The sequence below is a fragment of the Candidatus Nitrosarchaeum limnium BG20 genome (assembly GCF_000241145.1).
In the GTDB taxonomy this organism is placed as follows: domain Archaea; phylum Thermoproteota; class Nitrososphaeria; order Nitrososphaerales; family Nitrosopumilaceae; genus Nitrosarchaeum; species Nitrosarchaeum limnae.
Window position 1 is genome coordinate 1 of record NZ_AHJG01000272.1, and the last position, 15,412, is coordinate 15,412.

At 31.2% G+C, this 15,412-nt stretch carries 20 protein-coding genes; 10 read left to right on the top strand and 10 right to left on the bottom strand.

Annotated features, from left to right (window positions below; translation table 11 throughout):
• Nucleotides 1-130: 130 nt before the first annotated feature.
• Nucleotides 131-448: a hypothetical protein gene (locus tag BG20_RS09565; RefSeq protein ID WP_010194512.1), complete on the top strand. Its 318-nt coding sequence runs from the start codon at nucleotides 131-133 to the stop codon at nucleotides 446-448.
• Between the two features lie 5 nt (nucleotides 449-453).
• Here the strand turns inward: BG20_RS09565 and BG20_RS09570 are convergent, their stop codons facing one another.
• Both BG20_RS09570 and BG20_RS09575 read right to left on the bottom strand, forming a co-directional pair.
• Entirely contained in the window at nucleotides 454-1,821 is a 1,368-nt protein-coding gene (locus BG20_RS09570) for an ABC transporter permease (protein WP_010194515.1), read from the bottom strand.
• Complete coding sequence (locus BG20_RS09575) at nucleotides 1,818-2,831, bottom strand: ABC transporter permease (RefSeq protein WP_193353045.1); 1,014 nt, start codon at nucleotides 2,829-2,831, stop codon at nucleotides 1,818-1,820. The genes BG20_RS09570 and BG20_RS09575 overlap by 4 nt, the downstream gene beginning before the upstream one ends.
• A 217-nt stretch (nucleotides 2,832-3,048) precedes the next feature.
• On the opposite strand from BG20_RS09575, the gene BG20_RS09580 reads away from it, so the two are divergent.
• On the top strand, nucleotides 3,049-3,348 hold the full coding sequence (locus BG20_RS09580; protein WP_010194518.1) for a hypothetical protein: 300 nt from the start codon (nucleotides 3,049-3,051) through the stop codon (nucleotides 3,346-3,348).
• Between the two features lie 18 nt (nucleotides 3,349-3,366).
• Nucleotides 3,367-3,606, top strand: a complete 240-nt coding sequence (locus BG20_RS09585) for a hypothetical protein (RefSeq protein WP_007401452.1) — start codon at nucleotides 3,367-3,369, stop codon at nucleotides 3,604-3,606.
• Here the strand turns inward: BG20_RS09585 and BG20_RS09590 are convergent.
• The 4 genes from BG20_RS09590 to BG20_RS09600 all read right to left on the bottom strand — a co-directional run bounded on the left by BG20_RS09590 (nucleotide 3,603) and on the right by BG20_RS09600 (nucleotide 5,241).
• Entirely contained in the window at nucleotides 3,603-3,944 is a 342-nt protein-coding gene (locus BG20_RS09590; protein ID WP_048097208.1) for an arsenate reductase family protein, read from the bottom strand. The genes BG20_RS09585 and BG20_RS09590 overlap by 4 nt on opposite strands.
• 57 nt (nucleotides 3,945-4,001) lie before the next feature.
• Nucleotides 4,002-4,169, bottom strand: a complete 168-nt coding sequence (locus BG20_RS12795) for a hypothetical protein (protein WP_193353044.1) — start codon at nucleotides 4,167-4,169, stop codon at nucleotides 4,002-4,004.
• A gap of 63 nt (nucleotides 4,170-4,232) precedes the next feature.
• Nucleotides 4,233-4,676 carry a hypothetical protein gene (locus BG20_RS09595; protein ID WP_133936296.1) on the bottom strand — a complete coding sequence of 148 codons (444 nt, stop codon included), beginning with the start codon at nucleotides 4,674-4,676 and terminating at the stop codon, nucleotides 4,233-4,235.
• Nucleotides 4,660-5,241, bottom strand: a complete 582-nt coding sequence (locus BG20_RS09600) for a carboxypeptidase-like regulatory domain-containing protein (protein WP_048097210.1) — start codon at nucleotides 5,239-5,241, stop codon at nucleotides 4,660-4,662. The genes BG20_RS09595 and BG20_RS09600 overlap by 17 nt, the downstream gene beginning before the upstream one ends.
• 151 nt (nucleotides 5,242-5,392) lie before the next feature.
• On the opposite strand from BG20_RS09600, the gene BG20_RS09605 reads away from it, so the two are divergent.
• The 3 genes from BG20_RS09605 (at nucleotide 5,393) to BG20_RS09615 (ending at nucleotide 9,042) form a co-directional block, all read left to right on the top strand.
• The gene (locus BG20_RS09605) at nucleotides 5,393-6,286 is read left to right on the top strand and encodes a PEFG-CTERM sorting domain-containing protein (RefSeq protein ID WP_048097211.1); all 894 of its coding nucleotides are present in this window, start codon (nucleotides 5,393-5,395) and stop codon (nucleotides 6,284-6,286) included.
• A gap of 45 nt (nucleotides 6,287-6,331) precedes the next feature.
• A complete protein-coding gene (locus tag BG20_RS09610) occupies nucleotides 6,332-6,991 on the top strand; it encodes a hypothetical protein (protein ID WP_007401455.1) in 660 nt (219 codons plus the stop codon).
• Between the two features lie 326 nt (nucleotides 6,992-7,317).
• A complete protein-coding gene (locus tag BG20_RS09615; protein ID WP_007401456.1) occupies nucleotides 7,318-9,042 on the top strand; it encodes a DEAD/DEAH box helicase in 1,725 nt (574 codons plus the stop codon).
• Here BG20_RS09615 and BG20_RS09620 read toward each other — a convergent pair.
• The gene (locus tag BG20_RS09620; protein ID WP_010194531.1) at nucleotides 9,034-9,642 is read right to left on the bottom strand and encodes a hypothetical protein; all 609 of its coding nucleotides are present in this window, start codon (nucleotides 9,640-9,642) and stop codon (nucleotides 9,034-9,036) included. The genes BG20_RS09615 and BG20_RS09620 overlap by 9 nt on opposite strands.
• Before the next feature lie 106 nt (nucleotides 9,643-9,748).
• Between BG20_RS09620 and BG20_RS09625 the strand changes: the two genes are divergently transcribed.
• The 4 genes from BG20_RS09625 to BG20_RS09640 all read left to right on the top strand — a co-directional run bounded on the left by BG20_RS09625 (nucleotide 9,749) and on the right by BG20_RS09640 (nucleotide 12,032).
• Nucleotides 9,749-10,222 carry an Hsp20/alpha crystallin family protein gene (locus BG20_RS09625; protein WP_010194534.1) on the top strand — a complete coding sequence of 158 codons (474 nt, stop codon included), beginning with the start codon at nucleotides 9,749-9,751 and terminating at the stop codon, nucleotides 10,220-10,222.
• Nucleotides 10,223-10,262: 40 nt separating this feature from the next.
• Nucleotides 10,263-10,793: an OsmC family protein gene (locus tag BG20_RS09630; protein ID WP_010194537.1), complete on the top strand. Its 531-nt coding sequence runs from the start codon at nucleotides 10,263-10,265 to the stop codon at nucleotides 10,791-10,793.
• Nucleotides 10,794-10,923: 130 nt separating this feature from the next.
• Nucleotides 10,924-11,547: a superoxide dismutase gene (locus tag BG20_RS09635; RefSeq protein ID WP_010194541.1), complete on the top strand. Its 624-nt coding sequence runs from the start codon at nucleotides 10,924-10,926 to the stop codon at nucleotides 11,545-11,547.
• Between the two features lie 107 nt (nucleotides 11,548-11,654).
• Nucleotides 11,655-12,032, top strand: coding sequence for a hypothetical protein (locus tag BG20_RS09640; RefSeq protein WP_010194550.1), 378 nt, complete (start codon nucleotides 11,655-11,657; stop codon nucleotides 12,030-12,032).
• A gap of 653 nt (nucleotides 12,033-12,685) precedes the next feature.
• Here BG20_RS09640 and BG20_RS09645 read toward each other — a convergent pair.
• From BG20_RS09645 to BG20_RS09655, 3 genes are all read right to left on the bottom strand, one after another.
• Nucleotides 12,686-13,249, bottom strand: coding sequence for a TATA-box-binding protein (locus BG20_RS09645; RefSeq protein WP_010194552.1), 564 nt, complete (start codon nucleotides 13,247-13,249; stop codon nucleotides 12,686-12,688).
• A gap of 108 nt (nucleotides 13,250-13,357) precedes the next feature.
• A complete protein-coding gene (locus tag BG20_RS09650; RefSeq protein WP_238527592.1) occupies nucleotides 13,358-13,771 on the bottom strand; it encodes an SHOCT domain-containing protein in 414 nt (137 codons plus the stop codon).
• A gap of 98 nt (nucleotides 13,772-13,869) precedes the next feature.
• Nucleotides 13,870-15,412 (bottom strand): FAD-linked oxidase C-terminal domain-containing protein (locus tag BG20_RS09655; protein ID WP_010194556.1); only part of this gene is annotated, 1,543 nt, incomplete at its 5' end.

Sequence of the window (15,412 nt, forward strand, 5' to 3'; positions counted from 1 at the left end):
CGGATTTTTTGGAATGAATTCTGGTGGTTCTGGAATAAAATATGTTTGTCTAGTTTGTAATAATAAGCACAAAGGCGGAACCTGTCCAAGATGTGGTTCTAAAATGCAGCGTGCTGACTTCTAAAATAACATGTCCTTAGAAGAACTTAGAAAAAAAGTCCTGTATCAAAACTCAATTGAGGTTTGGATTGGAATTAGTAAAGAAAAAAACATTGATTGGGTTGACACAAACAATTATCAAAAATTTATTGCGTATCTTTTAAAAAACAATCTAAACATGAAACAAATGTCTATTTGCTTTGATGAATCAGACAAAGCATCTGAAGGAGGTCATAGCAAAAAAGTATTTGCAAACAAATTGGCAGCAATAAATGATGAAAATTCAGCATGCTATTCAATAAAATTGAATGATAGTGCTATTGAATTAATTCGAAAATTCAGCCTTTAGTTCTGTTATCTTTTTAACTTTGGATTTACTATTGCATCCAATGCATTTCCTATGAATACAAATGCTAGTCCTGTAATTGCAATCATTACTCCTGGGGGCATAATCCACCACCATAACCCTCTTGATGCCGCTCCGTATACATTGGCATCATGTAATATCTGGCCCCATGTTGGAAATGATGGATCTCCAAGACCTAGGAAGCTCAACCCTGCCTCTGTTGTAATTGCAGCTGGTACTGAAATTGCAATACTTGCAAATGCATATGGGAGTAACTGTGGTAAAATATGTCTAAGTACGATCTTTGAGTCTTTTTGACCCATCATATTTGCAGCTTCCACGTATCCTCTAGTTTTAATCTGCAATGCCATGCTTCTAGAGACTTTGGCTATTCCAACCCACCCAAATACCATTAAAAATCCGACAAGAACAAAAATACTGTTGCTTATTGTCACTGATAAAATAATTAAAAATGGAAGTGCCGGCAAGGCATAGATTACATCATTAAATCGCATCATTACTTCGTCAGTTTTTTTGCCTCTATACCCTGCATAAACTCCATACACTAATCCCATTACCACTGATGCTATTGCAACTACCAATCCAATGAATAAAGCTAAAGGAGTACCCCACAATAATCCTACCACTAAATCTCTTCTTAATTCGTCTGTTCCCATTATTCCAAATGCTTTTCCTCCTATGATTAATTTAGATTCTAAAATTTTACTTTCTGGTTTGTCACTGTACATCTTTATCACAAAAACATAATTTCCTTTTAATGGCTCATGAATATCTGTTTTAGAAAAGACGATGTCTTCTGAAGATAGATTGTTCAAAGAAAATAGAAAATTGCTATTCTGTAAATATAGATTTTTTTTGATCATTTCATCTGTTGAAAATATTCTTTCGTTGTGTATTGTTATTATGTCTGAATTTGGAATAGATGCTGAAAATAATTTTAATTTTATTCCGTCAGGACGTATGACATCTATTTGTAACAGTGGAGTTCCAGAATATTTTACTGCAAATTCATAAATAAAATCACTTGGAAAATCATCATAATCAAAATTCACTCCAAATTGATGATATGTAATTGAAGTGTCTTCAGTAGTAAAGTCATTAATTTTTGGTTGATTCAAAATTTTATGTTCAGGAATTTTTTCACTTAAGAATAAATTAGTCCATACTGGTATTGCTACTTTTGGATATGAAATCCAACTACCTGGATTATTCCATTCTCTAAAAGTGTCCACTGGAATTACAATCATAACTAAAATTGATATTGAAATTAAAATCAATAAAATAGCAATACCTGCAATTCCTATCTTGCTTTTTAGAAATTCATTTTTGATGTCTTGCGGTGTGGCGCTACTCATCCTGTTCTCACCCTAGGATCAAAATATCCGTATAGTAAGTCTGCAACAAATATGCTGATAAGAAAAAATACTGTCAAGATGTATGTGGATCCAATTATTACAGGAAGATCCATGACTGTAATTGCCTCAAAATACAGTCTACCCATTCCTGGCCAATCAAATACTGCCTCTGTAATTATTGCTCCTCCTAATGAGCCTGAAAGGCTTAATGCAAGGATTGTAATAATTGGGGGGGCTGCATTTTTGAGTGCATGTGTGTACACAATTTTTCTCTGATCAATACCTATTGTCTTTTTTGCAATGATGAAATCTTCTTGCATGATGCCAACTATGAAATTTCTAACTAAATATGCCCATGAGCCAAATCCAATAATTACAATTGTAATTAATGGTAGTGTCATATGATAAAGCAAGGAACCAATATAGTTTGGGTCTGATGATGGAATTAGTGGTGTTGCCCTTGATGGGAAAATATGATATACAAATGAAAATAAAAATATCATTAACATTCCAATCCACCACACAGGAAAGCTAGAACTAATTATTGCAAAACTTGATGTAATTCTATCTATTATTGATCCTACTTTGCTTCCTGAGAAAGCTCCTAGAAATATCCCTATTGCAGATATGATTATTGTTGCAGTAGTAAATAGTAAGATTGTTCGAGGTAATTTTTCAAATATTATTTCTTTAACATCTGATGATCCTGAATCGCTGGTAAGAAATGTCGCATGACCGAAATCTAAGAATAATATTTTATACATTGTTAATCCAATTCGTTGAGGTGAATACCATGGCTCCTCTAACCCTAATGTTTTGATTTTTTGTTGAATTTGATTTTGAATAAATGCTTCGAATTCATCTACTGATGAAAAACTTTCTGCAATTTTTGGATTTTTAGTAATCTCCTCTCTCACTTGAAAAGCAACTCCTTGCTTTAGAATGCTATCCATGTTGGATCCCACTAATGCGATAGTGATCAATAATGTGATCATCAAAACAACAAACATTGTGATAAGGCGTGTTGCCACATACCTCTTCAAAGTCAATAAAGTTAGGTAGTGCTCTCAGTTTATAATAATTCCATTAAAAATGAGTCTTAAATTATATCTCTGCTCTCCGGTCTTTAGATTTCTTTAATTATTGTGCCTAGAATTGGATATTTTTTATCTACAATATATTGAATATTATGAAAATTCTAATTTACTACGATTGTGAATATCATGTATGGTAAAAAAAACATCATTTGATCCTGATAAACTTGTATTGTCAAAAAATGAAATTCTTGCATTTTGTGATAAAGTTATAGAAAAATGGAATAAACATCCTACCAAAAACGCTAATAATATTTTAGCAATGACTGCTGTTAAAGCTAGTATTGTTTGGACTGATGAGGATTCTCTTAAGGCAATATGGGGTGAGATAATTGCATGGGTGTTTGAGTTACTTTATGAGAATGCTCTATCACAGGGTAATGATGATGCTGATTGGTCAACAATCATGAAAAAATTAAAGACTAAAAAATAATTACATGGAAATAATATTATGAGTGCAAATACAATCAAGAAAGCCAAAAAGCTTGTTGAAACAGGAGGCGTTGTTAAAATAGATGATGATCTATATCAAATCAAGTCTTCATCTGATCCTGAAAAATCCTATTTTGTAACTTCTGATTCTTGTGAGTGTCCTGGATTCAAAAATTTCTACAAATTTCATCATGGGAAAGGTCTGAAAGCAAATTGTTCTCATTTGGAAGCAATTAGAATATTCAAACAAGAATCTTAGTTTGTTTTAATTTTTTTCAAATCGATTTTTCCAACAAATGCTTTGTTATTGACAATAACAATTGGACGTAAAATCAATCCTGGGTTTTTTACCATTAGTTTGATGATCTGTTCATCTGTTTTTTTATTTTTTTCCAACTCTAGATGTTTGTACATTTTATCTCTCTTTCTAAGGAGTTCTACATGTTTTTTCCCAGTCATTTTTATTATTTTTCTTAGTTCACTTTCAGAAAATGGTTCTTTGAAGAAATCTCTTTTTTCAATATCTGCTTTCATTCGTTCCATTTCTATGATGGTATTTTTACAAGTGATACATGATGGTTTGTGGTATACTTTCAATCCATATTTTGTGCCTAATTTGTATTAAAATTTGTTTAGAAAAGTGAAAAAATGCTGTTATGCACAGCAAATGGATTTTTTGAAGTCTTCAGAATTTCTTTCAAAATTACATTCTTTGCATACTTGCCAACTTCGTTTTTTTAGAATTGAGAGTGTTGTTTCATAACTAATTGAACACATCTTTCCTCCACATATTGGACAAGGTATTGGTATGTCTATTTGCATTAACATGGTTACTATTATTTTGATTATAAGGGATACGTAGAAATGATCAGTGGTTTGAATTATCTAATTTTCTAAATTATTTGTTTGAAGATTATTGTTTTCATCTATCCAATATTCTGCCATAATGCCATCAACTGTAATGCTGATCATTGTTGCATTACCACTAACTATTGTTTTTATTCCAGAAATTTTTGACTGAATAGTTATGTCTTCCCCATTAGATGTTATTTCATTTTGTGATTCTTCATTATTAACTCCAAAATTCTCTAATGATTCTTTTGAAATCAAAATATATTCTAAATATGCTAGATTGGCATCTTCTTCTGATCCGCCTTTCTCAATAATGTTGTTTTTGATTTGTTTTGCCTCATCAAATATTTTTATTGTTAGATTTACCTGATTTTCAACAATGTTTCTAATTGATGCTTCCATTACATCTAAATATTCTTCATAAGTTCCTGAAAATCTGTTTATTGTTGTTGCTTGTTCTTCATATGAATTCATCATTTGTTGTTGCTCTTCGAGATATCTTTGATATTCCGGAATTTTTTTGATTTTCTATATCAAAATATTCTTTTAATAATTTTTGATAATGATTAAATAAAATAAATCCTATTGGATCTTTATCAAACTGATTTGGGGCTGCACTAAGATATTTTAATGCCTCTGGAGTTGAAAGTTTTTCTTCTATTATTGACGATTTAGTAAACTCTCCAATTATTTGAAACTCGGTACTTGTGATACCTGTCTTACCATCAGCGGTGGTTGCAATAATGTTGACAATGTAATTTCCAGTAATTCTTTTGATGTTTGTTAATTCGATGGTGAATTTTCCTTCCTCGTCTGTACTTGTGATTGTTGTTCCATCTCCCGTTCTAATGCTAACTGTAACGTCTTTGATCGGTTTTGATGCGTGATCTGTTACTATGCCTGAAATAATTGGTGTGCCTGATAGTGATGAATACTCCACACTAGTCTGAATTATGAGATCCCACAGAACAGCATCTGAGGCTGGAATGAACATAATTGCAAAAACTGATAAAATTCCTAAAAATATGATCTTATTTGACATTGAATCGATTCTAATAATCTCTTGTTAAGACAAAGTATGAAGAAAAGTTGTCTAGATGTTACTCTTTTTTGAGTATTTTGATATAATTTTTCATAAAAAAAATGTATGATTTCTTAAAAATCTATAAATATTATGGTCTTAGCCGAATGTCATGTATATTCCCTTTTTGATTTTATTTGCTGTTATCTCTTTATCGTTGGTTACAATATCTTATGCTGAACCAATGAAATGTATGAACTGTGTTCAAATCCCATCTTATGAAATAGATCATTACAAAGAAATGTTTCCGATAACTGTTTGGACTAATTCCTTAGTGTATGATCATCATTCCACAATAAAGGTTAGTGGATATCTGAAACCCCAAAATACAGTTGCTCCGATATTGGCAGTTGTTACAAATCCTGTGGGAAATGTTGTCACTGTCCAACAATTTGTATCCGAAGGTGATGGTAATTTCTCATTTGAACTAAATACTAGTGGTCCACTTTGGTCACAAAATGGTGAGTATGTTTTAAAAGTTCAAAGTGGAGCAGAGACAAGACAATTTAAAACCAAGTTTACTTTGGTGTCTTCACTTGCAGGTGACATAGATAGATGTGGTACAAATGAAATTTCTACAATGGGAAAAACTGGACGTATCTATTGCATTCCTTATCACATATCTGATGGAGTTCTAAATAGTAAGAAGGGCACACTAAATTCTGACAGTAAAACATTAACTCTTGAATTAAAAGGACATGACATCAAATCTATCACATTTGATATTCCAAGATATGTGTTTGATTCAAAATCTCCTACTAATGATGATTCCGTTTTTACTGTGATGTCTAACGGTAATGTAGTAAAATACAACGAACTGACAAGCGATTCTGTTTCAAGACATATTCAAATAGATTATCCATCTTCAGGTAAAGTCACTTTTGAGATTGTTGGAACTCATGCTATTCCGGAGTTTGGTTCTATTGCTGTGTTGATTTTGATTGTTGCAATCACGTCGATCTTAATTGTAAATAAGTCGATTTCACACAGAATAGTCAAGTTCTAAAACCCTGTCAAGTTCTTAAGCCACCCCAATAAAGTATACTAAAGTATGGATTTGGAAAAATTTCGCAATGATGTCTATGAAGTTACAGATAGATTATCTAAAAATTTACGCGAGAGTGACTTACCTAAACTCAATTATGTTCGTCAACAACTAATAGAAATGTATCAAAAAAATCTTGTTAAGATTAATCATTCGGTTTTAGAACTAATTTGTGCATCAACTCTGATTTCTCGTGGCCATTCCGTTGAAGTTGAAAAGCAAATTTCTGATATTTTGGTGTGTGATATTTTTGCAAAAAAAGGCGATGGAACAACTATTGTTGAAATTGAAACTGGATTTACTCCACCTGATCATGCAATGGACACAATTGATTATTTCACTGCAAGAATAATGAGTAAAATTGCGAGATATAGTAAATACTGTTCAAAGTTTTCTTTGGCAACTCCTGTTATCGGTCTTATACCAATACCTAAAATTTTTCTAATTCCTCCAAATGCAAGAAATGAATCTGATGTAAATAAAGTCAAGGAACTATGTGATAGATATTACAAGAATCCGCCTGTTACATACTCTGATATCTTAAACGCTCACCTTCATTCTATTTATCTGATAAATATCGATAAGGGGTTTGCAAAAGAACTTGATCCTCAAGGGTATGTAGATCTTACTGATAAACTCCTTCGTAGAAGCGAAGTGGAATACTGACCAGCGTTTTTTCAAATAGAAAAAATACAAATTCATCTTCATTTTACTGCTAGTATGATATGTGGTGCATGTGAAATCCGAAAACACTATGAATGCATTGACTGTCTAAATAATCATAAAAATCATCTTTGTCAATGTGATTGCCATGATGAAAACACAAAGCCTCACCCTGTCGATAAACCCCACTGATATTCCATCCCTTCAAATTTGTGCCTATATAGTAGACTTTCTTCATATTTTAACTATTGGAGATTTTTACAGATCTTTTCATTGATCGTAAGAAACATCAAGATTCATAAGGCAAAAAAACATTCTATCGACAAATTATGGCGACATCGATGGAAAACTTTGGTACATTGGAGTATGTTTTAGACAAATATTCCAAAATCTGGTGCTGGAAGATTACTGGTGAGCGTGCAGTAAGCATGATTTCACGATTGGTGCCTGAGGCTTGGTATGGCGAAAACACTGAGGAGGTAATAATTCCTGACAGTGTTGAGAGCGTTACTCAGATCAAATTGATCATGGATAGATACCCGCTTGAAATTTTATCTAAATCTGCATGGCAAAGAAAAATTGTAAAAACATATACTCCAAAACCTGCGCTTCCTCCAATTAAATATAATTTGCATCGTGCAAAGGCAGGAGAACAATTTAGAGGGAAATTACTGAATTTTCAAAAAGAGGGATTGGATTTCTTGTTAAAATCCTCTGGAAATGCATTACTTGCAGATGAAATGGGTCTTGGAAAAACCGTACAAACTTTATCATATGTTGCAACTGAAAAACAAACTTTTCCTGTTCTGGTAGTAGCTCCTCTTGTAACTCTAAATAATTGGGAACGAGAAATTGCTAAATTTATGAAGAAAAAAAGCAGGAATGGAAGAATAATAGAATCTGAATCTTCAACTGCCACTATAATTAGAACCGGAAAATCAAAAGAACTTCCAGTAACTGATTTTTACATAATTAATTATGAACTACTTTACAAACGTCTTTCTGATTTATCAAAGCTTAACATTCGAACTATTGTATGTGATGAAGTGCATAATTTAAGATCAAAAACAACTCAAAAATACAAAGCAGTTAAAAAACTAGCCGCGCTCCCTTCTATTTCCTATAGGATAGGTCTCTCTGGCACTCCAATTTACAATCGCGGTTCTGAGATTTGGCCAATTGTTGATATTCTAAAACCTGGACTGCTTGGCAGCTTTAAGGAATTCTGTGAATACTTTTGCTATGTTAATGAAAAAGGAAAAGCGATAGTGCTTGAAAACAAGCGGGCATCCCTTCGAAATGAATTACAAAAACATGTTATGTTAAGACGAAAGAAATCTGATGTTCTCAAAGAGTTAAAAGATAAAGTTCGTTACAAAGAAGTAATTGATGCTGATACTGATTATTATTTTGATGAGCTAGGAAAGATCTGGACAAAATTAGAAGCAGAACAGAAAGACGCTGAGAGTGCATTTGACAAATCTGCCTCATATCAAAGAGCAATTCAAAGTGAACGACAAATTGCAGGCGTTGCAAAATTACCACATGTAATTAATTTTGTTAAAAACATTATGGAAATTGAAGAAAGTGTTGTGGTGTTCTGTCATCATAAAGTTATTCATAAATTACTTCATGAAAAACTAGGGGAGTTTTCTCCTGTTTCAATCATTGGCGGTCAATCAGATAAAATGCGTCAAGAGGCAATAGACAAATTCCAAAAAGGTGAATCTAAATTGATGATAGCTGGTTTGAGGGCTGGTAACGTGGGTATTAATTTGACTAGAGCAAAATATGTTATTTTTGCAGAATTAGATTGGAGCCCTGCAATTCATAGACAAGCAGAAGACAGACTTCACAGAATCGGTCAAAAGAATACTGTTTTTGCATATTATTTGATTGGTAATGGTACTTTGGATGATCATGTGGCAAACATTCTAGTCGATAAAAGCTACGAAATTGATTCCATCATGGATGAGACTGCCGATACATATGAAAATAAAGATAAAGCTGAATTGATTCTAGCTCAAATTCACGATAAAATAAAATCAAAATGAATTTAATTTCGCTTTAATTTCCTCAAGTTTGGAAACCACCTGCTCTCTATGAATATCTGAAGATTCTTTAATTTGGTTTATCACTTCGTCGACTAAATCAAAAATCTCCTCTTTTAATTTTTTTTCAAAACTATTATCTTGTAACCCTAATTTTTCTATCTCTTTTATTTTTTCAATACCTTCAGGAAGAATCTCATACATCTTGATGATTTTAGACTCTTGTCTTAACGGTGACATCAGAACAAATTGGCTTTTTCTTAACTTTTCTATCTCTTCACTTATTTTAGTTTCTGATATTTTTAAAAAATCTGAAATCGTTTCTAGACTGCATGATTTAATTTCTAATAATCGCAAAATTTTAACTTGTAATGGAATCTGTTCCCCCCACAAAATTTGTCTAGCTAAATCTGTTACAGAAAATGATCCATCTTTATTCAAATCTATTAGTTTTCTATCTTTTAATGATGCCAGGGAATCTAGTATTCTGCCAACTCCTAGTTTCTTTAATTGGGAGTTTTCAATGTCTTTTTCATTAAAATTTTTGTCATTTTTAATCCCTAAATATAATATCTCTAAATCAATCGCTCCTAATTTTGTCATTACTATGATTTCATGCTATTAGTTATCATCTTTTCCACAATAATCTCTTATTTTCAAATTTGATAATATTGCTGGTGTTTTAATATTTTATATCCAAAAATAACATATGGCAAAAACAAAAAATATCGTAAAGAAAAACCCCTCATTAACTCCATGGACATCTAGCTGGACTGATATAGAAAGATCAATGGATAATATTCGTAAAAATATGGAACAAGCATTTTCATCATTTCATTCGATGCCAAAAATTTCTCATACCTCTTGTGATGTAATTGACGAAGGTAAACAATACCGAGTAAAAATGGACGTTCCTGGTATAAAGAAAAATGAAATTAAACTAAACGTAACTGAAAACTCTGTGGAAGTAACTGCAGAACATAAAGAAAGTTCTGAAGACAAGAAAAAAAATTATTTAAGAAAAGAAAGAAGTCAAATATCTTATTATCGCTCATTACCACTCTCTGGGAAAGTGCAGCCAAACAAAGTAATTGCAAAACTCACAGATGGTGTTCTGGATATAACATTACCAAAATCCACTCCTAGTGAAACACAAATGAAAAAATCTGTTTCAATATCATAGGACTCACCACATTTTTATTTAATAAATGAGATAAGAAATCATGCCAAAAATTCTGAATAATGTTGATTTAGATAAAGTTGCTCAAACTGCTACTAAAGGTAAACAAGAATCATCCACATTAAAAAAACCTGTTAAACTTCAAGGTGAATGGAATTTTGATCCTAACATTGGTTATCAATTTAAAACTGAAATGAGTTATGAAAAAGGAAAAGATGTCATAGAAATTGATTCCCCTTCATTTTTAGGTGGTCAAGGTAATCGTTTGGGTCCTATGGCTTATTGTATCGCAGGTATTACCTCTTGTTTTATTGGAACTTTTGTTGGCATTGCATCTCAACAAGGAATTCAATTAACAAAACTAAATGTCAATACAGAATGCAATGTAAATTTTGCAAAAACCTTTGATATTTCAAATGAACCAATTACAGAAGGAATTAATTTTAAAATTGATGTGACAAGTAATAATGCTGATAAGAAAAAACTAGAAGAGATTTTAAAAATGGCTGAAGAGCGATGTCCTGCAATGTATAGTATGACTCATAAAATTAATGTAAATTCTGTTATATTATAAAACATTTAAAATTAGTTCAAGTTATTGGTTTTCTTTAATTTATGATTTATACATCAAAATTAACACTAAATCACAATTAAAAATTTCATTTTATCTTGAAAAATATATGTGGACCCTATTTGATTAAAGCATGGTTAAATACGAATTACCTCGACTGCCATATGGATATGATGAGCTTGAACCATATTTTGATAAACGGACAATGGAAATCCATCATCAAAAACATCATCAAGCATATGTTGATGGTTTAAACAACACTCTTGCTAAAATTGGAGGAGAATTCCATCCTCAGTATATCACATCAGTTTTATCTGATCTAAGTGTAATTCCTGAATCTGTTAGGAATGATATAGTTTTTTTTGGTGGTGGATTTGAAAATCATAAATTATTTTGGGAAACAATGACTCCAAAAAATGATGGTGGACCTTGTGGGAAATTATCTGATTCAATTGATGTTTATTTTGAAAATTTTGAGAATTTTAAAAAAGAATTTTCTTCCAAGGCACTATCCATTGAAGGTAGTGGATGGTGTTGGCTTGTATTTAATCAAACTTTTAATAAAATAGAATTGATTACCACACTTAATCAGAATAGTCCGTGGTCTATTCGCAAAATTCCTTTATTGGGATTGGATATGTGGGAGCATTCATACTATCTAAAATACCAAAATAAAAAATCAGATTATGTCGAATCTTGGTGGAATGTAGTTAATTGGGATTATGTCGGAAATAGATTCTCTGAATTAACTGATTGATTTTAATTTTAAAATTACTTACGTTTGTTTATTTTTTCATAATAATAATGATAAATTTTCAGTGTTTTGATGAACAATCTTATCTTCATTAATCACTAAATAACTCCGTGAGCACTGTTGGCTTGTATCGTGTATTGAGACAGGGATTTGAAGATGCTAAAATAACTCAAGCATTGGATATGTTACTTGTAGATCGAAAAAATGAATTTCGTGAATTATATGGTGTATTGTTAAAAACCCCCAAATCAGCATCTCCACTACCTGACTTTGAGTACTTTATACTAAATTTTTGTTTGGAAGTTAATGAAGCATTTCAGACTTGGTCTGGACAAAAAAGTCTCTCCATCACTTCCCCACAAAAGGCATTGACAATTTTAAGACAACTATCTCGAGATAAAACAACCATGAATCAATTGGCACATCTTTTAAACATCTCATATACACTTGCAGAGGAATTCAAAGAAATCTATAGGCGACTAAAGTAGTTTTTTATTTCTATATGTAGTAATTCAATTATTACAATAACCTCTTGTTCATAACTACTATGATTAACTCCTTATATGATTTACAAGTGTCTTATTTGTAATACTTTACTGGAATCTCCTGCAAAGTTGGAAGATCATTTACAATTTGAACATAAATGGGGTCAAAAAAGAAATTCTCCCAAATGATCAGTTTTTAAATATTATCCTACACTTTTTTAAAGAATATTAGAACCGCTAATCTTAAGTTTGTATAATTTAATTTACATCAATGAAAGATGACTTGGCGACTTGTGAGAATTTCAATGAACAGGTTTATGCTGTCTTTCATTATTTTATTTATAATCATCACTAGAAAATTTATTTAAAAAGTTGTTGTTTTTTATAAACACACCATACTATAAGGTAATGTTCAAGAAATATTTTATATGAATAAGGAACAAACGTCTTGTTTTGGTATGAATTGTATGTATAAACAAATTATCTCATTAAATAAACAAATGACGTTAGATGTTATTGATAATTCATAGATGAAAAAGAAATGTGTGACTGCCCTGTTTGTAATCTACCTGAAAAAGAAATTGAAGATGAATATTGAACTCTAGTTTAGATTAAAAATAGAAAATGGTTTTTTTATTTTGATTTTCAAATTTTAATTATTGATCATATACCATCAAACCTTTTTCTTCTAACAAGGAATGTAAGTTGTGAACGGATCTAAATACGTCTGATTCATTTTTAGCACCGGTGCAAACAAGTTTTCCAGAAGAGAATATCAAAATGACTGTTTTTGGATCTAACATTCTGTGGATTAATCCTGGAAATTGTTCTGGCTCATACATGCTTCTTGGTAAAGTTCTTGCAGCTTTCTCCAAATGGACTTTACCTCCAAGATTAATTGATGCTACAATATTTTGAACCGTTACAACTGCGTCTTTTTTAACTTTGACCCCTTCTTTTCGAAGTTTTTGTACTACTGTTTTTACTGCACTTCTTGCCATTTCTTCAGATTTTGAACCAGTACATACCATTTTGCCTGTTCTGAAAATCAGAGTAGCTGTTTTTGGATTCTTTAATCTAAAAACTAGTCCTGGAAATTGATCTGGATGATATTCTGTATCTGGAAATTTTTTAGTAATATCATTAAGATCAAATTTTTGGTCTACTGTTGCAGATGCAACTACGTTCACAATGCTAATCATTGGTTTTGATTGAGGCATGTTATTTTATTAAAAACCGCTTTATATATTCTGGATCTATTGTAAGATTTTCTTAAATTTACCTAATGATCTATGATTTTATTAATTCCAGAATTTTTGAAATTGTGGTTAATCTATCAGGTCTGCTTTTATTTTATCAAACTCTTCTTTACTAATTTCTCCTCTTGCGTATCTCTGCTTTAAGATCTCCAAAGAGTCTGGTTTTTTCTTATTTCTTTTCAAAATCCAGATTATAATGGCAATTGTCCCAAACTGAATAATTATTCTATATGGGTAATGAAAAAACATGTCTGCCCCAAGATATACAACTATGATTGACAGAACAGCAAAAATGATTTTTGCATATCTGAATTCAGATTTCATTGAATATCCTCTAACTGTTATCCCAATTCCTGCAGCAAGCATTATTGTTGTAAGAACGAAATATGATGTCGTTATTACAGTTTTGGCATAGTTTAACCATAAAATTTCAATACCGATAAGTATCAAAGTTATTCCTGAAAGTAAGACGTACTTATTCAATTTGCTCTTAATTTCAATGTAGTTTTAAGGATATATAGAAAAGCTTTTTTCAAATAATGAACACATCATAATTATTTCTTGTTGTGATATTTTTAGATTTAATAGTTTGATAGATTCTTTATTATCATGCTTTTATCGGTGATGATTTTTTCAGGGTTTAAAATGCTGTCTGGGTCAAATTGATTTTTTAACTCTATGAATAATTTATAATTTTTTGAGCCATATTGTTTTTTAACATACTCTGATCTTGCCAAACCATCTCCATGTTCTCCTGTAATTGTTCCTCCCATTTTGATAATAATATCAAAATATTCATTAGCAATTTTTTTAATTATTGAAATCTTTTTCTTTTTTAAAATTAATCTAATGTGAATATTACCATTGCCTGCATGGCCGTATGCAATTGATTTGGTATGAAACTTTTGATTAATTTTCTTTATTGAAGAAAATAATTCAGGGAGACGTTCTACTGGAACTGTTGCATCTTCTATTACATGAAGTGTCTTGCTCTTGATTACTTTTGAACTATAATATAACGAAGAATCTCGAAATTTCCACCATTTCTGAATGTCTAGATTATTTTCAATGATCTTTGAAATTTTACCCGTGACTATTTTTTTTATTCTTTTTTGAATATTTTTTATTTCTGAATCATATTCAACAAAAAGAAGGCATTTACTTTTTTTATCAAATCTATGATTGATATTTTTCATTATTGTCTTATCTACAAACTCTATCGCTGTTGGAAATGTATTTACAATCTGACTACAATTAGTTGCAGCCTCCTTTTCTGATTGGTATTCTACTATCAAAAGAACTCTGTTGTTTGGAATGGGTGTAATCTTCAAATCAGCTGAGAGCACAATTCCTAAAGTTCCTTCAGATCCAACAATGATTTTGTGTACGTCCTTAATTGATTTAATTGAATCCAATCTATACCCTGAAGAGTTTTTTGTGACTTTAGGGAATTTTTCAATATCTATTTTTTTTGATAATTTGAAAATTTTGGACCCATATTCTCTGCTTTCTGGTAATGTGATTTTGTTACCATATCCATCAACAAATGTAATCTTTTCAATATTGTCTATTGTACTTCCATATTTCAAACTTCTACTTCCAGAGGAATTATTCCCGATCATTCCACCTATTGAACAATATGGTCCCACAGATGGGCTTGGCGGAAAAAATTTTCTCTTGTTTTCTAATGCCTTGTCTAGGTTGCCTTTGATGGTCCCTGCACCAACTTTTACATTATTTTTCTGTATTTTTATTGAATCAAATTTTTTTAAATCCATGATGATTCCACTGTTTAGTGCACTTCCAACCAAACCTGTACCCGCACCTCTGACAGTGACCGGCACTTTGTATTTCCTTGCAATTTTTACTATGTTTATCACGTCTCTTTCATTTTTTGGAATTACTACTATATCTGGAATAATTTGATATGCGCTAGCATCTACAGAATAATAATTTACGATCTCTCTGTCCCAAAGGACATTGCCTCTAATGGTTTTTTTCAATGATTTTTGAAGTTTTGATATGTTTGAATATCGTGGCGTTTGATTTTTTAGCAATTTATCTGCCATTGATATATGATTATAGTTTAAATCTATTACAAATTCTATCTTTTTGCATGGACTT